The sequence below is a fragment of the Shinella sp. WSJ-2 genome (assembly GCF_003432075.1).
Classification (GTDB): domain Bacteria; phylum Pseudomonadota; class Alphaproteobacteria; order Rhizobiales; family Rhizobiaceae; genus Shinella.
Window position 1 is genome coordinate 26,777 of record NZ_QWBU01000012.1, and the last position, 17,400, is coordinate 44,176.

The 17,400-nt window shown below is 63.6% G+C and carries 19 protein-coding genes and 2 tRNA genes; 9 read left to right on the plus strand and 12 right to left on the minus strand.

What is annotated here, in order from left to right; genetic code table 11:
• The first annotated feature begins 45 nt into the window (after positions 1-45).
• Positions 46-303: a YjhX family toxin gene (locus D0Y60_RS20485; protein ID WP_117371813.1), complete on the plus strand. Its 258-nt coding sequence runs from the start codon at positions 46-48 to the stop codon at positions 301-303.
• 33 nt (positions 304-336) lie between these two features.
• Here D0Y60_RS20485 and D0Y60_RS20490 read toward each other — a convergent pair whose 3' ends face one another.
• The 8 genes from D0Y60_RS20490 to D0Y60_RS20525 form a co-directional block, all read right to left on the minus strand.
• The gene (locus tag D0Y60_RS20490) at positions 337-849 is read right to left on the minus strand and encodes a GNAT family N-acetyltransferase (protein WP_117371814.1); all 513 of its coding nucleotides are present in this window, start codon (positions 847-849) and stop codon (positions 337-339) included.
• Positions 850-973: 124 nt separating this feature from the next.
• Positions 974-2,119 carry a slipin family protein gene (locus D0Y60_RS20495; protein ID WP_117371815.1) on the minus strand — a complete coding sequence of 382 codons (1,146 nt, stop codon included), beginning with the start codon at positions 2,117-2,119 and terminating at the stop codon, positions 974-976.
• 382 nt (positions 2,120-2,501) lie between these two features.
• Positions 2,502-2,572, minus strand: a tRNA-Leu gene (locus D0Y60_RS20500).
• Positions 2,571-2,645: transfer RNA gene (locus tag D0Y60_RS20505), tRNA-Ser, on the minus strand. Before D0Y60_RS20505 ends, D0Y60_RS20500 begins: the two co-directional genes overlap by 2 nt.
• Before the next feature lie 238 nt (positions 2,646-2,883).
• Entirely contained in the window at positions 2,884-4,365 is a 1,482-nt protein-coding gene (gene gatA / locus D0Y60_RS20510) for an Asp-tRNA(Asn)/Glu-tRNA(Gln) amidotransferase subunit GatA (protein WP_117371816.1), read from the minus strand.
• Between the two features lie 18 nt (positions 4,366-4,383).
• On the minus strand, positions 4,384-4,848 hold the full coding sequence (locus tag D0Y60_RS20515; protein ID WP_117371817.1) for a GNAT family N-acetyltransferase: 465 nt from the start codon (positions 4,846-4,848) through the stop codon (positions 4,384-4,386).
• Between the two features lie 3 nt (positions 4,849-4,851).
• Positions 4,852-5,139, minus strand: coding sequence for an Asp-tRNA(Asn)/Glu-tRNA(Gln) amidotransferase subunit GatC (gene gatC / locus D0Y60_RS20520; RefSeq protein WP_117371818.1), 288 nt, complete (start codon positions 5,137-5,139; stop codon positions 4,852-4,854).
• A gap of 105 nt (positions 5,140-5,244) precedes the next feature.
• Positions 5,245-5,949: a metal-dependent hydrolase gene (locus tag D0Y60_RS20525; protein WP_117371819.1), complete on the minus strand. Its 705-nt coding sequence runs from the start codon at positions 5,947-5,949 to the stop codon at positions 5,245-5,247.
• 110 nt (positions 5,950-6,059) lie between these two features.
• On the opposite strand from D0Y60_RS20525, the gene D0Y60_RS20530 reads away from it, so the two are divergent.
• Positions 6,060-6,356, plus strand: a complete 297-nt coding sequence (locus D0Y60_RS20530; RefSeq protein WP_117371820.1) for an alkylphosphonate utilization protein — start codon at positions 6,060-6,062, stop codon at positions 6,354-6,356.
• Between the two features lie 11 nt (positions 6,357-6,367).
• Positions 6,368-6,853: a Holliday junction resolvase RuvX gene (ruvX, locus tag D0Y60_RS20535; RefSeq protein ID WP_117371821.1), complete on the plus strand. Its 486-nt coding sequence runs from the start codon at positions 6,368-6,370 to the stop codon at positions 6,851-6,853.
• Here the strand turns inward: ruvX and D0Y60_RS20540 are convergent.
• Both D0Y60_RS20540 and D0Y60_RS25260 read right to left on the minus strand, forming a co-directional pair.
• Positions 6,799-7,125 carry a DUF6105 family protein gene (locus D0Y60_RS20540; RefSeq protein WP_117371822.1) on the minus strand — a complete coding sequence of 109 codons (327 nt, stop codon included), beginning with the start codon at positions 7,123-7,125 and terminating at the stop codon, positions 6,799-6,801. The two genes, ruvX and D0Y60_RS20540, sit on opposite strands and share 55 nt — an antisense overlap.
• A complete protein-coding gene (locus D0Y60_RS25260; RefSeq protein WP_281048168.1) occupies positions 7,122-7,253 on the minus strand; it encodes a hypothetical protein in 132 nt (43 codons plus the stop codon). The genes D0Y60_RS20540 and D0Y60_RS25260 overlap by 4 nt, the downstream gene beginning before the upstream one ends.
• 220 nt (positions 7,254-7,473) lie before the next feature.
• On the opposite strand from D0Y60_RS25260, the gene D0Y60_RS20545 reads away from it, so the two are divergent.
• The gene (locus D0Y60_RS20545; RefSeq protein WP_117371823.1) at positions 7,474-8,409 is read left to right on the plus strand and encodes an AEC family transporter; all 936 of its coding nucleotides are present in this window, start codon (positions 7,474-7,476) and stop codon (positions 8,407-8,409) included.
• On the opposite strand, the gene D0Y60_RS20550 is transcribed toward D0Y60_RS20545, so the two are convergent.
• Entirely contained in the window at positions 8,391-10,037 is a 1,647-nt protein-coding gene (locus tag D0Y60_RS20550; protein ID WP_117371824.1) for an acyl-CoA dehydrogenase family protein, read from the minus strand. The two genes, D0Y60_RS20545 and D0Y60_RS20550, sit on opposite strands and share 19 nt — an antisense overlap.
• Positions 10,038-10,209: 172 nt before the next feature.
• Between D0Y60_RS20550 and D0Y60_RS20555 the strand changes: the two genes are divergently transcribed.
• The 4 genes from D0Y60_RS20555 (at position 10,210) to dprA (ending at position 14,287) form a co-directional block, all read left to right on the plus strand.
• The gene (locus D0Y60_RS20555; RefSeq protein WP_117371825.1) at positions 10,210-11,151 is read left to right on the plus strand and encodes an aspartate carbamoyltransferase catalytic subunit; all 942 of its coding nucleotides are present in this window, start codon (positions 10,210-10,212) and stop codon (positions 11,149-11,151) included.
• Positions 11,148-12,440 carry a dihydroorotase gene (locus D0Y60_RS20560; RefSeq protein WP_117371826.1) on the plus strand — a complete coding sequence of 431 codons (1,293 nt, stop codon included), beginning with the start codon at positions 11,148-11,150 and terminating at the stop codon, positions 12,438-12,440. The genes D0Y60_RS20555 and D0Y60_RS20560 overlap by 4 nt, the downstream gene beginning before the upstream one ends.
• An 87-nt stretch (positions 12,441-12,527) precedes the next feature.
• Positions 12,528-13,133 carry a glycerol-3-phosphate 1-O-acyltransferase PlsY gene (gene plsY / locus D0Y60_RS20565; protein WP_117371882.1) on the plus strand — a complete coding sequence of 202 codons (606 nt, stop codon included), beginning with the start codon at positions 12,528-12,530 and terminating at the stop codon, positions 13,131-13,133.
• A gap of 2 nt (positions 13,134-13,135) precedes the next feature.
• Positions 13,136-14,287, plus strand: coding sequence for a DNA-processing protein DprA (gene dprA / locus D0Y60_RS20570; RefSeq protein WP_117371827.1), 1,152 nt, complete (start codon positions 13,136-13,138; stop codon positions 14,285-14,287).
• Here dprA and D0Y60_RS20575 read toward each other — a convergent pair.
• Positions 14,219-14,401 carry a hypothetical protein gene (locus D0Y60_RS20575; RefSeq protein ID WP_245409255.1) on the minus strand — a complete coding sequence of 61 codons (183 nt, stop codon included), beginning with the start codon at positions 14,399-14,401 and terminating at the stop codon, positions 14,219-14,221. The genes dprA and D0Y60_RS20575 overlap by 69 nt on opposite strands.
• 331 nt (positions 14,402-14,732) lie before the next feature.
• On the opposite strand from D0Y60_RS20575, the gene topA reads away from it, so the two are divergent.
• Positions 14,733-17,399 carry a type I DNA topoisomerase gene (gene topA, locus D0Y60_RS20580; RefSeq protein ID WP_117371883.1) on the plus strand — a complete coding sequence of 889 codons (2,667 nt, stop codon included), beginning with the start codon at positions 14,733-14,735 and terminating at the stop codon, positions 17,397-17,399.
• The last annotated feature ends 1 nt before the right edge of the window (position 17,400 follow it).

Below are 17,400 nucleotides of genomic sequence, written 5' to 3' on the forward strand. Positions count from 1 at the left end.
ACGTTTTTTCGCGTTCATTCGAACGCCCGACGGACACTCAAGACAATGGACATTTCGCGCGCCGAACAGCGCATTCTTCACCTGCTCGCCCAGGGCGGCAGGATCGACATCGAAAAAGACGACAACCGCAAGATCATCACCGTCGCCTGCATCACGCGGGACGGCTGGCGTGCCGGTGGTCTCGACCTCGACCTCTTCCGCAAGCTGAAACGCCGGCGCTGCATCGCCTCCTCCGGCGGCAGGCCCTACCGCATCACGCAGCGCGGCCTGGTTCTGGTGCGGTCGCAGCTCGACAATCAGTGAAAGACGGGAGGCGTGGCGAAAGCTGCGCCTCCTCTAAAATCTGCCCGGCCCGTAGCCGATCGGTTCATCGGCGACGAGCTGCCGGCGCAGGCCGACCGATTCCACGTCCCGGTCGAGACGTTCGGAGTAATCGACCGAAAGCCAGTTCACCGAATAGCCGTGCTTCTGGAAGAAACCGACGGCGGCCGTGTTGCGCGCATGGGTCTGCAGCCGCGCCGCCTCGAAACCGGCGGCGACGATCTCCTCTTCCATGGCGGCAAGCAAAGCGGCACCGAGGCCCTTCTTCTGCTGGGGTGGATCGACCCAGAGATCGCTGATCTCGTCGTCCAGCGCTTCGCGCGAGGCCCAACCGGCCAGCACGCCCTCACTCTCCACGACGCTGACGCGCAGCCATTTTTCGGCAAGGAACTGCTGGAAGGCATTGCGGGCATGTTCGCTGCGCACCTGAAGATCGACGACGCCGACGACGGCCTGCCCCCAGGCTCTCACGCCGATCTCGACGAGTTCCGGAACATCATCTCCACGGACATTGCGAACAGTGATCATGCATCGGCCCTTTCCCATGCCATGAAAGCATTGCGCAGGCGGCTTGGCGAGGGAGACGAAAGGCTATCCACGGCGATGATGGGACTAAAAACGAAACCGCCCGGTCTTTCGACCGGGCGATCCCCTACTTGTCGCGCAACTGCACGAGGTCGTTCATCAGGCCCGCCGTCCCGTTGTGGATGGTCAGGCGCTCGACCTTGCCGGCAATGGCTTCCAGAGCCTCCAGCTCCTTCAGCCGCAGCATGACCGGGTTTTCGGCCATCACCTTCGCCGTGTTCAGGAGCGAACGGGTAGCGTTCGTTTCCTCGCGGCGCCGGATGACATTGGCCTCAGCCTGCTTTTCAGCTGCGACCACCTGGTTCAGGATATCGCGCATCTCGCCCGGCAGGATCACGTCCTTGAGCTCGATGGCCGAGACCTCGACCCCGATGGCGGCCATGTCGGCACGAACCTTCCCGGCGGCTTCCGCATTGACCGTCACCTTGCGTTCAAGGATCTGGTCAAGCGTCAGCGTGCCGAGCGTCTGGCGGAAGGCGAACTGCAGAGCACGGTACAGCGCGTCCGTGAAGTCCTTGACCTCCGACACCGCCTTCAGCGGATCGACGACGCGGTATTCGGCGGAAATGTTCACCCGGATCGTGACCTTGTCACGGGTGAGCAGTTCCTGACCGGTCACGTCGAGCGACTGGCGCTTCAGATCCACCACGCGCACCTGGACCGTCTTGCCGACATTCCAGAAGGCGTGCATGCCCGGCTGCAGCATGCGCTGATGCGTTCCGTCAACGAAGAGCAGACCGACCTGACCGTCATTGACGAGGAAGGCGGTCGTGAGCTCCGTGCGGCGTGCGCGCATCAGCCGGCGCATCAGCTCCGGGTCGATGTCGAGCCGTTCCGTCAGGTCGACACGCGTCTCGGTCCACGGACCGGCAGCGTTCCAGACCACCAGCTTCTGGTTCGGCGCCAGCACCGTGTAGAGTTCACCGTCGCGCTCGACGACCGAGATTTCCCGGGCCGTGGTGCGGATGACCGTCAGTTCACGCTGTGCGACCTCCGGCAGACCATCGAACAACGGCTTCTCGTAGGCCGACGCGAAAACCGGCCGGTTCATGTCGTGACGCTCCAGCTCGAGCAGCCCGCGGCGGTTCGGCAGGCTGTGTTCGCCCGCGCCGAAAATACCGAGAACCGTACCCTTGTACAGGGCGAGCACCCGCTCGTTGGCCTTCACGAGGACGCGCTTGCGCCCCAAAATCATATCGAGAAACATCGTCATTGGTCTTGCTCCTTCGGTCATACGCTACGTCATGAACCGATTGTCCTTTCGTTTACGGTTGCTGTTTCATCGGCGGCATGCTTGCCGCCAGTCTCCGTGAAACCCCTGGTCGCCCGGGAAACCTGCGGGCGGGGCATGCGAATGCAATGATCCGGGAACCGGTTGACGGCCATCGGCGGCGGGTTTCCGGGAGAGGACCGCGCAGCCTTTCGGCGGGCTTTGGAGCACGGCTCCATCGCTGGCCGAAAGGCGGCTTGATCGTCACCGGCAACCGGACCGCACATGTCCGGCGTCGGGCTTTCCGAAGAGGGACCTTGCGGCCCTACCCCGGTCTACCGTCCGCAGTCCGGTCCCCGGACCGGATAAGAGACAGCTTGGAAGGCTGTTGGAGAAGGATTTGAACCTTCGACTTCAGAATCTAAATCTGATGCTCTACCACTGAGCTATCCAATGGAGCAGACAACGGGAATCGAACCCGCGACCTCCGAACGTCTCGTTCGGCGCTCTACCACTGAGCTAGGTCCGCAAACGGTCTTTCTGGTGCGGGGCATCCGTACACGACGACGGCAGGGCCGCCTCGCGCGGGAGGAGCAGAAAACTCCATCCGTTGACATCCGCACCGGCTGAACGACCGGGAGGGCGCGTTTATTCGCGTCGTGGAAAAGGTTCAAGCCGAAAACGGCACGCGTAAGTTTCCGTAACGGCAAGTGTTGCCGTTACGACACAACTTTGCGGATAGGCGGTCTATGGGGCGGAGGCGCCCCTTACCACCACTTGGCCGGGGTGAAGCGGCCGGCAGCCTGCTCGATGACATGGGCTGTCTTGAAGAGGCTTTCCTCCTCGAAGGGCTTGCCGATGAGCTGGAGGCCGAGCGGCAGGCCCTTGTGATCCAGGCCGGCGGGTACGGACAGGCCCGGCAGGCCGGCCATGTTCACGGTCACCGTGAAGATATCCTGCAGGTACATCTTGACCGGATCCGACGCCAGATCCTCGTCGGCGATGCCGAAGGCCGACGACGGCGTGGCTGGCGTCAGAATGGCATCGACGCCGGCATTGAAAGCCAGTTCGAAGTCGCGCTTGATCAGCGTACGGACCTTCTGGGCCTGCAGGTAATAGGCGTCGTAGTAGCCGGCCGAAAGCACATAGGTGCCGATCATGATACGGCGCTTGACCTCGGTGCCGAAGCCGGCGGCGCGGGTCTTCTCGTACATGTCGACGATATCCTTGCCGTCGACGCGCAGGCCGTAGCGCACGCCGTCGTAGCGGGCGAGGTTCGACGATGCCTCGGCCGGAGCCACGATGTAGTAGGCCGGCAGGGCGTATTTCGTGTGCGGCAGCGAGATATCGACGATCTCGGCACCGGCGTCCCTCAGCCAGGCGATGCCCTGCTGCCAGAGCGCTTCGATCTCGTCCGGCATGCCATCGACGCGATATTCGCGCGGAATGCCGATGCGCATGCCTTTCAGCGACTGCCCAAGCGCGGCTTCGTAATCCGGCACCGGCAAATCTACGGAGGTCGTGTCCTTGGCGTCGACGCTCGCCATCGACTTCAGCATGATCGCGGCATCGCGCACGTCGCGGGCGATCGGGCCGGCCTGATCGAGCGAAGAGGCGAAGGCGACGATGCCCCAGCGCGAGCAACGGCCATAGGTCGGCTTGATGCCGACGGTGCCGGTGAAGGCGGCGGGCTGGCGGATCGAGCCGCCGGTATCGGTTGCGGTCGCACCCGCGCAAAGGAAGGCCGCGACGGCCGCGGCCGAACCGCCGGAAGAACCGCCCGGCACCAGATCGGCGTTGGAACCTTGCGCGCGCCACGGGTTCTTGACGGCGCCGTAATAGGAACTCTCGTTGGAGGAGCCCATGGCGAACTCGTCCATGTTGAGCTTGCCGAGCATGACGGCGCCATCGTTCCAGAGGTTCTGGGTGACGGTCGATTCGTATTTCGGCTTGAAGCCGTCGAGAATGTGGCTGCAGGCCTGCGTATGAATACCGTCGGTGGCAAAGAGGTCCTTGATGCCGAGCGGAATGCCCTCCAGCGCGCCGGCCTTGCCGTCGGCGATACGGGCGTCGGAAGCCTTGGCCATCTCGCGCGCCTTCTCGGGCGTGACGGCGACATAGGCGTTGATCGCCGGATTGGCCGCCTCGATCGCGGAAAGATACGCGTCCGTCAGCTCGACCGCCTTGATCTCCTTGGCGGAGAGCTTTTCGCGGGCTTCGGCAATGGTCAGGCGGGTCAGGTCGGTCATGGGTGCGGTCACTTCAGGTCAGGCAGCACGAAGCTGCTTTTGATAGAATACGGAATAGGGTGAATCCGGGTAGTCGAGCACGGGGCCGCAGCGGGTAAAACCCGCCTTCTCATAGATCGCCCATGCCGCCGGATGCTGGTCGCCCGTTTCGAGCACGAGCGTCTCCAGCTCCTCCCGTTCGGCGGTCTCCAGGATCTTGTCGAGCACATGCCGGCCGACGCCTTTCCCCTGCCAGGCCGGCCGGGTGAACATGCGCTTGACTTCGCCCACCGTGTCGGAGTGGCGCTTCAGCGCGCCGCAGCCGATCGCGGCGTCGCCGTCGCGCGCGATCCAGACGGTTACCGTGGGATCGGCCATCTCCTCCACGGTGAGGTTATAGCACGCCTCCGGCGGCGACAGCGCAAGCAGGACCGTGTTCAGCTCTGCGATCAGCGTGCGAACCTCATCCGTAAGCGGGCTTTCGACGTCGATTGTGACGGTCAAGGATTACTCCACAACCTTCGGCACCTGGAAGAAATTGCGGTCGGTGGCCGGGGCGTTGGCGACGATCGCGTCGGCCTTGTTGCCGTCGTTGACGATGTCCTGGCGCTTGCGCATCTCCATCGGGGTGACTGAGGTCATCGGCTCGACTCCCTCGACATTCACCTCGGAAAGCTGCTCGACGAAGCCGAGGATACCGTTCAACTCGCCGGTCATCCGGCTTGCCTCTTCCTCGCTGACAGCGATGCGGGCAAGGCGCGCGACGCGCTTCACAGTGGCTAGATCTACGGACATGGACGGTCTCCGACAGGAAATTTCATACCCGCTATACTGACCAAGCCCCGGAGGCGCAACGGGGGAATGGCCCGTTCCACGCCCCCTCGCCCGTTTTCCTGCCGCTTAGCGCGTCACCACACCGCCGGACTTCGGCACCTCGATCCTGGCGGACCCACCGTCCATCGCCTGCACGAAGAGGTCGGCCGTCTGGTCGATGATGCCAAAGGAGCCGTAGTGGCAGGGAATGATCGTGTCGAACTTGAAGAAGCGCTGGCAGGCCAGTGCTGCGACGGCACCGCCCATGGTGAAACGGTCGCCGATCGGCACGAGGCCGATCTCCGGCTGGTGCAGTTCGTTGATCAGCGCCATGTCGGAAAAGATGTCGGTGTCGCCCATATGGTAGAGCGTCGGCTCGTCCTCGAAATGCAGGACAAGGCCGTTGGCGTTGCCGAGCGAATGGGAGGTGCCGTCCTCGGTGATTTGCGCGGAGGAATGCAGCGCATTGACGAAGGTGGTGGAGAACCCGTCGAAATGCACGGTGCCGCCGGTATTGCCCATATCGACCTTCTCGACACCCTTGGCGCCCAGCCAGGCGGCGAGGTCAGCATTGGCGAGCACTGTGGCGCCGGTCTCCTTGGCAATCTGGATCGTATCGCCGACATGGTCACCATGACCATGTGTAAGCAGGACATGCGTGAGGCCGGCGACGGCGTCCTTGCGGGTCGCATCGTCAAAGGCCGGATTGCCGGTGAAGAACGGGTCGATGAGGATCTTCGCCTTCGCCGTTTCGATGCGGAAGGCGGAATGGCCGAGCCAGGTGATTTTCATGCTTGTTCTCCATTTGGGATTCGCAAGGCAATATAGTCCCGGTGAAGGCCGTTTCCATCCGTCGCGGGATCGTTATAAGCGTGGGCCAGACGAGATTGAGGAATACCGCCATGAGCGACGACGATTATATCTATGACGAAGCAACCGGCGAGTGGCGCCCGGCCTCCGAGATCGCTGCGGAAAAGGCGGCGAAGAGCGTGGTGCTCGATGCCGGCGGCAATGTGCTGACCGATGGCGATTCGGTCGTGCTCATCAAGGACCTGAAGGTGAAGGGTGCGGGACAGACTCTGAAGCAGGGCACCGTCATCAAGACGATCCGCCTCACCGACACTCCGGATGAGATCGACTGCCGGCACGAGACGATCCGCGGCCTGGTGCTGCGCACCGAATTCGTCCGCAAGCGCTGAGAGGTTTGGCCATGGCGACGCTGACACTGGAAGACCTGGCGCAAAGCCTCCTGCCCGGCCAGCCGATCGCCGGCCTCGACTTGGGTACCAAGACGATCGGGCTTTCGGTCTCCGATCTCGGCCGCCGGCTGGCGACACCCCGGCCAGTGTTGAAGCGTGTGAAGTTCACGCAGGATGCCGAGACGCTGCTGGCGTTTGCAGCAAAGGAGAGGGTCGTGGCCTTCGTCATCGGCCTGCCCGTGAACATGGACGGCAGCGCCGGCCCGCGCGTCCAGGCGACGCGCGCCTTCGTGCGCTCCATGTCCGACAAGACCGACATTCCCTTTGTCTTCTGGGACGAACGGCTATCGACGGTCGCGGCCGAGCGGACGCTGATCGAGATGGATGTGTCGCGCAGGAAGCGGGCCGAGCGCATCGATTCGGCCGCCGCCTCCTTCATTCTTCAGGGTGCGCTGGACAGGCTTTCATCGCTGGCAAGGGAAGCCGCCGGCGATTGATGCCGGGCCTGCCACCAGGCGGAAATCTGCCTGCGGCGGCGGAAGGCGAGGATGGCGAAGACAAGCAAGCTATCGACGATGATCGCGCGCAGCACCAGGAGCGGCAGGTCTTCCGGCGGAACGCCGAGGATGTGGCCGTAGATCTGGAATACCAGATCATGCGTCTGGCGCGTCAGCATGAAGAAGCCGAAATTCATGTCGTAGTAGGAAAGCCCGTACCAGCTTCCCAGGAGCGCGATGGGGCCTGCCCACAGGATGAGGAACCACTTCATGCCGCCCTCCTCTTCGCCGTAACGAGATCGGCGGCAGCGAAGAGCACTTCACTGACAGCGATGCTCCCCACAATCACGAGCAACGGGACGACGATGTCCACCGCCGCGAAGGAAAACATGGTCGTCATGACCGAGATCCGGGCCGTACTGGCCATGGCTTACACTCACTCGCATGGTTAATACCAAGTAAACGGCACCTTCACCCGTTAACCTTCATCGCGCAACGGAAACCATTCGGTAAGGTTAATTTCCACATGGGCGCCTTTTGGGAAGGCCCGCGGCCAGCCTCTTGCCACGCGGCGCGCGGCGTGGAATGAGCACATATCTCCCCTCGCCCTATCCGGTTCCATGCTCCCCATCTTCGAAAGCATCCTGCCCGTCTTCCTGCTTGTCATGCTGGGCGCGTTTCTCAAGCGCTGGCGGCTGATTGACCGGGATATGTGGAACGGGCTCGAACAGCTCGGTTTCTTCGTGCTGTTTCCCTCGCTGCTTTTCACCACGCTCGCCAATGCGGAGTTTTCCGGCATGGCGACCGGCAGGATTGCCATAGGCTCCATCGGGTCGGTGACGGTGATTGCCGCGGTGCTCGCGCTGTGCTGGCCGCTCTTTCGCGCCGCCGGCGTTGCGGCACCGACCTTCACCTCGGTCTTCCAGACCTCGACGCGCTGGAACGCCTTCATCGCGCTCGCCATCGCCGAAAAGCTCTACGGCGCACAGAGCCTGACCCTTGTCGCGCTGGTGGCGACGCTGATCATCATCCCGATCAATCTCTACAATATCGGCATGCTCGTCTGGTTTGGCGGCGGCACGCGCAGCCTGAAGATCTTTGCGCAAAAAATCCTGACCAATCCGATGATCATCGGCTCGGTGCTGGGCGTCGCGATCAACCTGCTCGGGATCGAAATCTACAAGCCCTTGATGCAGACCGTCGAAATGGTGGCGGATACGTCGCTCAGCCTCGGCCTCATCATGGTGGGCGCCGGGCTTAAGCTTGCCGATGCGCTGAAACCGCGCCCACTTGCGCTTCTGCCAGTCGGGCTGAAACTCGTCTTCATGCCGTTGGTCATGACGGGGGCGGCCTATGCGCTCGGCATGCGTGGCGAACCGCTTCTGACAATCGCGATGGGCGCCAGTGTGCCCACCGCGATGAACGGCTATGTGCTGGCCAAGCAGATGGGCGGCGATGCGCCCTTCTATGCCGCCGCCGCAACGCTTCAGACTATCGCCTCATTCTTCACCATTCCCATGGTGCTGGCGACGACGGCCTATCTGGCCGGCGGATAGAGCAGGTCGACGATATAGGCCGAATCGAAGCGTGAATCGAGCATGCCGTAGGTCGAGCGCCAGCCGGAGGCGAGGCGCGTTTCCAGGAAGGCATCGGCAACGCGGCCGGCACCGGCGCGATAGAGCTCGGCAGCGGCGGCGGCAAGCGCCAGCTGCTCGACCAGCATGCGGGCGGCGCCCTCGTCCCGTTCACAGAGCGACAAGCAGGCGCGCAGCACGTCCACCGTCTTCTTGCCGGCCGAGCCGAGATCGCGCGCGAGCCCGGTGAAGAGGATTTCGAACAGATCCCTGCCCCGGCCGATGACGCGCATCAGATCGAGCGCCATGACATTGCCGGAGCCTTCCCAGATAGCGTTGACCGGCGCCTCGCGATAATGCCGGGCGATCGGCCGTTCCTCGACATAACCGCTGCCGCCGATGCACTCCATCGCTTCATAGATAAGGGCGGGTGCGATCTTGCAGCACCAGTATTTCACCACCGGCGTCATGATGCGGGCATAGGCGGCATCCTCCGCGCTGTCGCGCGCCTTGTCAAAGGCCTCGGCGAGACGCAGGGAAAGCGCGGTCGCGCCGGCAACGTCGAGCGCCATGTCGGCGAGAACGCGCGTCATGATCGGCTGGGCGACGAGCGGCTTGCCGAAGACATTGCGGCCTCGTGCGTGGTGCACGGCTTCGGCAAGCGAGGCACGCATGATGCCCGAGGAGGCGAGCGCACAATCGAGCCGCGTCAGCGTGACCATGTCGAGAATGGTGCGGATGCCGGCGTCGGGGGCGCCCAGCAGGAAGCCGAACGTATCGGAGAACTCCACCTCCGACGAAGCGTTGGAGCGGTTGCCGATCTTGTCCTTGAGGCGCTGGAAGCGCAGGCCGTTGCTGGCGCCGTCTTCGAGCAGGCGCGGCACGAGGAAGCAGCCGACACCCTCGCGCGTCTGCGCCAGCATCACGAAGCCGTCGCTCATTGGCGCGGACATAAACCATTTGTGGCCCGTCAGCCGATAGATGCCCTCGCCGACGCGCTCGGCGGACGAGGTGTTGGCGCGCACATCCGTGCCGCCCTGCTTTTCAGTCATGCCCATGCCGATGGTGATGGCACTCTTCTGCATGGCCGGCTTGTTGGCGCTGTCATATTTGCGCGACAGGATCTTTCGGCCCCATTCGCGCTGCACCTGCGGCGACGCCGAGAGTGCGGCGACAGAGGCGCTCGTCATCGTCAGCGGGCAAAGATGGCCGCATTCGAGCTGCGCCGTCAGGTAGAAGCGTACGGCGCGCGCCTTGTGCGCCCGGCCCTGCTCCTCGGCGACGTTTTCCCACAACGACGAATGAAGCCCGCTTGCCATGGAGCGGCGCATCAGCGCATGCCAGGCGGGATGATAATCGACGACGTCGAGACGCTCGCCGCGCGGGCCATGGGTGCGCAGCTGCGGCACCCCCTCATTCGCCATGCGCGCCAGCTCCTGTGCCTCCGGCGAGGTGACATAGCGGCCTATCGCATCGAACTCGTCGCGCAGGCCCCTCGGCATCGCGTCGGTCGCATCCACCAGAAGCGGATCGGAGCGATAGGCGTTGATGCCCGACCAGAGCGGCGGCTGGTTGAGATCGGCGAGTTTCTGTTCGGTGTCACGAGTCATGAGCGGGTTCTAGCCCAAGTCGCGGACGGGCGAAACGGGGCGTTCAGCCGCGCGGCACCGTTGCGAACACAAAAGCGTGGGAATGCGCGAAACGCCGGCCGCTTCGCCTTGCCGCAGTGGAACCGAGGCTCTATAGACCCCGCGTATCCAACGACAGTTGAGGCGGAGTTCCATGCACTTCTTTCCGCATCGCCACCTTCTCGGCATCAAGGGGCTGACCGAGCAGGACATCACCCTGCTGCTCGACCGCGCCGACGAGGCGGTGAAAATCTCCCGGCAGCGGGAGAAGAAGACGTCGACGCTTCGCGGCCTGACGCAGATCAATCTCTTCTTCGAAGCCTCCACCCGCACGCAATCGTCCTTCGAGCTGGCCGGCAAACGGCTTGGCGCCGACGTGATGAACATGTCGGTCGGCAATTCCTCGGTGAAGAAGGGCGAAACGCTGATCGACACGGCGATGACGCTGAACGCCATGCACCCCGACGTGCTGGTGGTGCGCCACTCGTCCGCCGGTGCCGCCGCGCTTCTGGCGCAAAAGGTCTCCTGTTCGGTGGTCAATGCCGGTGATGGCCAGCACGAGCACCCGACGCAGGCGCTTCTCGACGCGCTGACCATCCGCCGCGCCAAGGGCAAGCTGTCGCGCATCATCGTCGCCATCTGCGGCGACGTGCTGCATTCGCGCGTCGCACGCTCCAACATCCTGCTGCTGAATGCCATGGGCGCCCGCGTGCGCGTCGTCGCCCCGGCCACGCTGCTGCCCTCGGGCATCGCCGACATGGGCGCGGAAGTCTATCACTCCATGGAGGAAGGCCTGAAGGACGCCGACGTCGTGATGATGCTGCGCCTGCAGCGCGAGCGCATGTCCGGTGCCTTCGTGCCCTCGGTGCGCGAATACTTCCACTATTACGGCCTCGACGCGGAAAAGCTGAAGGCGGCCAAGGAAGACGCGCTCGTCATGCATCCCGGGCCGATGAACCGCGGCGTCGAAATCGCCTCCGAGATCGCCGACGGTCCGCAAAGCGTGATCGAACAGCAGGTCGAGATGGGCGTCGCCGTGCGCATGGCCGTCATGGAAACGCTTCTTGTCTCGCAGAACCAGGGGGGCCGCGCATGACCCGCACGGCCGTCCTGAAAAACCTCCGCATCCTCGACCCCTCGCGCAATCTTGATGAAAAGGGTTCCATCGTCATCGAGAACGGCAGGATTGCCGCGATCGGCGCCAGTGCGCAGAATCAGGGTGCGCCCGAAGGCGCCGAGGTCGTCGACGGCCGCGGCATGATCGCCGCCCCCGGCCTGGTTGATGCCCGCGTCTTCGTCGGCGAACCCGGCGCGGAACACAGGGAGACCATCGAGTCCGCCTCGCGTGCAGCCGCCGCCGGCGGTGTTACCACCTTCATCACCATGCCGGACACCGATCCCGTCATCGACGACATCGCGCTGGTCGAATTCGTGCTGAAGAATGCCCGCGACAAGGCCATCGTCAACATCCACCCTGCAGCCGCCCTGACCAAGGGGCTCGCCGGAGAGGAGATGACCGAATTCGGCCTGCTCCAGGCCGCCGGTGCCGTCGCCTTCACCAATGGCCGCAACCCGATGCACAATGCGCAGGTGCTGCGCCGCGCCATGACCTATGCACGCGAATTCGGCAGCGTCATTTCGCTTGAAACCCGTGACAAATATCTCGGCGCCGGCGGCGTGATGAACGAGGGGCTGCTTGCGAGCTGGCTCGGCCTGTCCGGCAGCCCGCGCGAAGCCGAACTGATCCCGCTTGAACGGGACCTGCGCATCGCAGGCCTGACGCGCGGCAAGTATCACGCCGCGCAGATCTCGGTGCCGGAATCGGCGGAAGCGGTGAAGATCGCCCGCGAGCGGGGTGCGAATGTCACCTGCGGCGCGTCGATCAACCACCTGACGCTGAACGAGAACGATATCGGCGAATACCGCACCTTCTTCAAGCTCTCCCCGCCGCTGCGAAGCGAGGACGACCGCAAGGCGATGGTCGATGCGCTGGCCCGTGGCGAGATCGACATCATCGTCTCCTCGCACGATCCGCAGGACGTCGACACCAAGCGCCTGCCCTTCGCGGATGCCGCCGACGGCGCCATCGGTCTCGAAACCATGCTGGCGGCGGCACTCAGGCTGCACCATAGCGGTGAGGTCCCGCTGATACGCCTCATCGATGCCCTTTCCACGCGGCCCGCAAAAATCTTCGGCCTCGATGCCGGCACGCTGGCGCCGGGTGCGAGGGCCGATATCGTGCTGATCGATCCGGACGAGCCGTGGCTCGCCACGAAGGATACCTTCGTTTCGCGCTCGAAGAACACGCCGTTCGAAGATGCCCGCTTTACGGGACGCGCAGTTAGCACCTATGTTGCCGGCGAACGGGTGCATTCGCTCGGCTGATGCATCTGGGGCGGAAGGGACGCCGCCCCGCATTGGCCTTGTTGCACCCGCCGCAATGAAATCTCGGGGGAGAACCACGTGTCCGACATTTTCACCTGGCAGCTCGGCGCGCTGCCGACACTCGCCGCCCTTGCCTTCGGCTATCTCCTCGGCTCCATTCCCTTCGGTCTGATCCTCACCCGCATGGCAGGGCTCGGCGATGTGCGTCAGATCGGTTCGGGCAATATCGGCGCGACGAACGTGCTGCGCACCGGCAACAAGAAACTCGCCGCCGCCACACTTCTCCTCGATGCGCTGAAGGGCACGGCTGCTGCCGCCATCGCCTCACGCTGGGGGCTCGACGCGGGCATTGCCGCCGGCTTTGCAGCCTTCCTCGGCCATCTCTTCCCGGTCTGGCTCGGCTTCAAGGGTGGCAAGGGCGTTGCGACCTATGTCGGCCTGCTGCTCGGCCTCGTCCCCGTCATGCTCGCGGTCTTTGCTGCCATCTGGATCGGCATTGCCTATCTCACCCGCTATTCCTCGCTTTCAGCACTGGTTGCAACGGCGGCATCTCCGGTTGTATTGTGGTTTCTCGGTCACGAGAAGGTGGCACTGCTCTTTCTCCTACTCACCGTCATCACCTGGTGGAAACACAGCGCCAATATCAGCCGCCTTCTAAGCGGCACGGAAAGCAAGATCGGCAGCAAGGGATAGCCATGGACGACCACAGCGCAAGGACAAGGGGAATTGCGCTGACGGAAAAACAGAGGATCGCCTGGCTGCGGCTCATCCGCAGCGACAATGTCGGTCCGGTCACCTTTCGAGAACTGATCAACCATTTCGGCAGCGCGGAAACGGCGCTGGAGATGCTGCCGGAACTATCCCGCCGTGGAGGCGCCTCCCGCAGCATCCGTGTCGCGTCGAAGGCCGAAGCCGACCGCGAACTGGAAATCGCCGAACGGCACGGCGCCACCTTCATCGGCATCGGTGAGCCCGATTATCCGCCCTTGCTGCGCCAGATCGACGGCGCCCCGCCGCTTCTTGCCGCCAAGGGCAATCGAAGGGTGACATCGGCACCGGCCGTCGGCATCGTCGGCGCGCGCAATGCCTCGATTTCGGGAATGAAATTCGCCGGACTTCTGGCGCGGAATATCGGCCGCGCGGGCTATTCCATCGTTTCGGGTCTGGCACGCGGCATCGATACGGCCGCTCACAGGGCCAGCCTGGAGACCGGCACGATCGCCGCCATGGCCGGCGGTCTCGACAAGCCTTACCCGCCGGAGAATATCGGCCTGCTTGATGAACTCACCGGCGGCGAGGGCCTCGCCGTCAGTGAAATGCCCTTTGGGTGGGAACCCCGCGCCCGCGATTTCCCCCGTCGCAACCGGCTGATCGCCGGCATGGCGCTCGGCCTCGTCGTGGTGGAGGCCGCTGTGCGTTCCGGTTCGCTCATCACGGCGCGCAATGCCGCAGATTTCGGCCGGCTGGTCTTTGCCGTGCCCGGCTCGCCGCTCGACCAGCGTTGCGAAGGCACGAACGGCCTGCTGAAGGACGGCGCGACGATCACCACGACACCGGAAGACGTACTGGAGGGGCTGCGGCCACTAGCCGAGCCGGACCTCTTCTCCTCCCGTCCCGATGCGAGGGAACCTGGCGATGATATGGCCCCAGCTTTGCGGCTGCCGCCGAGCGACGGCGACCGCGAGAGGATCGCCGAGGCTCTGAGCCAGGTGCCGGCCGAGATCGACGAGATCATTCGCCATACCGGCATCGACGCGGCGAGCGTCTATCTCGTCCTGTTAGAGCTTGATCTTGCCGGCCGCCTTCAGCGGCACGCCGGTGGCGGCGTCTCGATCGCGCCGAATTGAGAACGGGCGCTGGCCCGACTGGATGTCGCCGGCCTCCACATAGGCCATTTCGATCAGATAGCGCAGCATGTCTGCTCCCTCGTTTGCGGCGACGGTGCGCAGTTCTGCGAGCATCTGTCTGATATAGGCGATGTTCTCTTATGCCGTGTGGGGCGGGAGCATGGGCTTGGCTGGTTTCGAATTCATGACTTATCCGTTGTGCCAGTAATCTGGAATCACCGATAGGTTGCAATTCCTACGCCTAGGAAACGATACAACGATTATTTATAATTGCAACCACGGATTAAGCTCGTTTTGGTTGCATTGCGTTGTATCTCACTAAATTCAGCCCTACCTCTTGACCCGAACGCTTTCCCTGTTCATGTCGAAACACGACTTTCCGGCGCGAGATGCGCCCTTCACCGCGTGAGACAAGCCGCGGCGCGTGGTATCAGAGAAAATGACGATGAATGTTGTAGTTGTGGAATCGCCCGCCAAGGCCAAGACGATCAACAAATATCTTGGCCCGGGCTACAAGGTGCTTGCCTCTTTCGGCCATGTGCGCGATCTGCCGGCCAAGGACGGTTCCGTGCGTCCGGACGAAGACTTCGAAATGCTGTGGGAGGTCGACAGCGCGTCGGCCAAGCGCATCAAGGACATTGCCGATGCGGTAAAGGATTCCGACGGCCTCATCCTCGCAACCGACCCGGATCGCGAGGGCGAGGCAATCTCCTGGCACGTGCTGGACGTGCTTAAGAAGAAGCGCGTGCTTGGCGACAAGCCGGTGCAGCGCGTCGTCTTCAATGCCATCACCAAGTCGGCCGTGCTCGAGGCAATGCGCAATCCGCGCGACATCGACACGCCGCTGGTCGATGCCTATCTCGCCCGCCGCGCGCTCGATTATCTTGTCGGGTTCAACCTGTCGCCGGTACTCTGGCGCAAGCTGCCTGGTGCGCGTTCGGCCGGCCGCGTGCAATCAGTGGCGCTGCGTCTGGTCTGTGACCGCGAAGCCGAGATCGAGCGTTTCGTCTCGGAAGAGTACTGGAACATTTCCGCCCTCCTGAAGACGCCGCGCGGCGACGAGTTCGAGGCCCGCCTTGTTTCGGCCGAAGGCAAGCGGCTTCCCCCCAGGGCGGTCGGCAACGGCGAAGAGGCGAGTAACCTGCGCACGCTGCTCGAAGGTGCGGCCTACCGCGTCGAGAGCGTCGAGGCCAAGCCCACGAAGCGCAACCCGTCACCGCCCTTCACCACCTCCACGCTGCAGCAGGCCGCGTCCTCCAAGCTTGGCTTCTCGGCCTCGCGCACCATGCAGGTGGCGCAAAAGCTCTATGAAGGCATCGATATCGGCGGCGAGACGGTCGGTCTCATCACCTATATGCGTACCGACGGCGTGCAGATGGCGCCCGAGGCGATCGATGCCGCCCGCAAGGCCGTCGCCGAGCAGTTTGGCGCGCGCTATGTGCCGGAAAAGGCTCGCATCTATTCCACCAAGGCGAAGAACGCCCAGGAAGCCCACGAGGCGATACGCCCGACTTCCTTCGACCGCACGCCCGACCAGGTGAAGCGCTATCTCGATCCGGACCAGTTGAAGCTCTACGACCTCGTGTGGAAGCGTGGCATCGCGAGCCAGATGGCATCGGCCGAAATCGAGCGCACAACCGTCGAAATCGAAGCCGACAATGGCGGACGCAAGGCCGGCCTGCGTGCCACCGGCTCCGTCATCCGCTTCGACGGCTTCATCGCCGCCTATACCGACCAGAAGGAAGACGGCGAACAGTCCGACGACGGTGACGACGACGGCCGCCTGCCCGAAATCAACGCCCAGGAAAAGCTCGCCAAGGAGAAGGTGAACGCCACCCAGCACTTCACCGAGCCGCCGTCGCGCTATTCCGAAGCATCGCTTATCAAGAAGATGGAAGAACTCGGCATCGGCCGCCCGTCGACCTATGCCGCCACGCTCGCCACGCTGCGCGACCGCGAATATATCGTCATCGACAAGCGCAAGCTGATCCCGGAGGCCAAGGGCCGTCTCGTGACGGCCTTCCTCGAGAGCTTCTTCACGCGGTATGTCGAATACGACTTCACCGCCGATCTCGAGGAAAAGCTCGACAAGATCTCCGCCGGCGAACTCGACTGGAAGCAGGTTCTGCGCGATTTCTGGAAGGACTTTTTCGCGCAGATCGAGGATACCAAGGAACTGCGCGTCACCAACGTGCTCGATGCGCTGAACGAGGAACTGGCTCCGCTGGTCTTCCCGAAGCGCGAGGACGGCAGCGATCCACGCATCTGCCAGGTCTGCGGCACCGGCAAGCTGTCGCTGAAACTCGGCAAATTCGGCGCCTTCGTCGGCTGCTCGAACTATCCGGAATGCAACTACACCCGCCAGCTTTCGGCCGACAATGGTTCGGATGCGGAGGCGGCCGCCTCCAACGAGCCGCAGAGCCTCGGCAAGGATCCGCATACGGGTGAGGAAATCACTCTGCGCTCCGGCCGTTTCGGACCCTATGTCCAGCGCGGTGACGGCAAGGAGGCGAAGCGTTCGAGCCTGCCCAAGGGCTGGACGCCGGCCAGCATCGACCATGAGAAGGCCGTCGCGCTGCTCTCGCTGCCGCGCGATATCGGCCAGCATCCGGAATCCGGCAAGATGATCTCGGCGGGCCTCGGCCGTTATGGACCGTTCCTGCTGCATGACGGCAGCTACGCCAATCTTGAAACCGTCGAGGATGTGTTCTCGATCGGCCTCAACCGCGCCGTCACCGTCATTGCCGACAAGGCGTCGAAGGGGCCAGGTGGTCGCGCGCGGGGCACGCCGGCGGCGCTGAAGACGCTGGGCGACCATCCCGACGGTGGCCCGATCACGGTACGCGACGGCAAGTACGGCCCCTATGTCAACTGGGGCAAGGTCAACGCTACCTTGCCGAAGGGCAAGGCCGCCGACAGCTTAACGATGGAAGAAGCGCTCGTTCTGATCGCCGAAAAGGCCGGCAAGATGCCTGCCAAGGGCGGTAAGGCCAAGGCTCCCGCCAAGGCAAAGACCACGAAGGCGGCCAAATCCGACGAGACGAAGGCCGCAAAGCCGAAGGCAAAGGCTGCGGCCAAGCCCAAGGCTGCAGCAAAGGCAAAGAAGGCCTGAC

Coding starts and splice junctions, on each gene's coding strand:
- D0Y60_RS20525 (WP_117371819.1), bottom strand. CDS start 5,949: ATGAAAATCACCTGGCTCGGCCATTCCGCCTTCCGCATCGAAACGGCG.
- D0Y60_RS25260 (WP_281048168.1), bottom strand. CDS start 7,253: ATGACGACCATGTTTTCCTTCGCGGCGGTGGACATCGTCGTCCCGTTG.
- D0Y60_RS20490 (WP_117371814.1), bottom strand. CDS start 849: ATGATCACTGTTCGCAATGTCCGTGGAGATGATGTTCCGGAACTCGTC.
- D0Y60_RS20540 (WP_117371822.1), bottom strand. CDS start 7,125: ATGAAGTGGTTCCTCATCCTGTGGGCAGGCCCCATCGCGCTCCTGGGA.
- gatA (WP_117371816.1), bottom strand. CDS start 4,365: ATGACCGACCTGACCCGCCTGACCATTGCCGAAGCCCGCGAAAAGCTC.
- topA (WP_117371883.1), top strand. CDS start 14,733: ATGAATGTTGTAGTTGTGGAATCGCCCGCCAAGGCCAAGACGATCAAC.
- D0Y60_RS20545 (WP_117371823.1), top strand. CDS start 7,474: ATGCTCCCCATCTTCGAAAGCATCCTGCCCGTCTTCCTGCTTGTCATG.
- ruvX (WP_117371821.1), top strand. CDS start 6,368: ATGGCGACGCTGACACTGGAAGACCTGGCGCAAAGCCTCCTGCCCGGC.
- D0Y60_RS20555 (WP_117371825.1), top strand. CDS start 10,210: ATGCACTTCTTTCCGCATCGCCACCTTCTCGGCATCAAGGGGCTGACC.
- gatC (WP_117371818.1), bottom strand. CDS start 5,139: ATGTCCGTAGATCTAGCCACTGTGAAGCGCGTCGCGCGCCTTGCCCGC.
- D0Y60_RS20575 (WP_245409255.1), bottom strand. CDS start 14,401: ATGCTCGCAGAACTGCGCACCGTCGCCGCAAACGAGGGAGCAGACATG.
- D0Y60_RS20550 (WP_117371824.1), bottom strand. CDS start 10,037: ATGACTCGTGACACCGAACAGAAACTCGCCGATCTCAACCAGCCGCCG.
- dprA (WP_117371827.1), top strand. CDS start 13,136: ATGGACGACCACAGCGCAAGGACAAGGGGAATTGCGCTGACGGAAAAA.
- D0Y60_RS20485 (WP_117371813.1), top strand. CDS start 46: ATGGACATTTCGCGCGCCGAACAGCGCATTCTTCACCTGCTCGCCCAG.
- D0Y60_RS20530 (WP_117371820.1), top strand. CDS start 6,060: ATGAGCGACGACGATTATATCTATGACGAAGCAACCGGCGAGTGGCGC.
- D0Y60_RS20560 (WP_117371826.1), top strand. CDS start 11,148: ATGACCCGCACGGCCGTCCTGAAAAACCTCCGCATCCTCGACCCCTCG.
- D0Y60_RS20495 (WP_117371815.1), bottom strand. CDS start 2,119: ATGACGATGTTTCTCGATATGATTTTGGGGCGCAAGCGCGTCCTCGTG.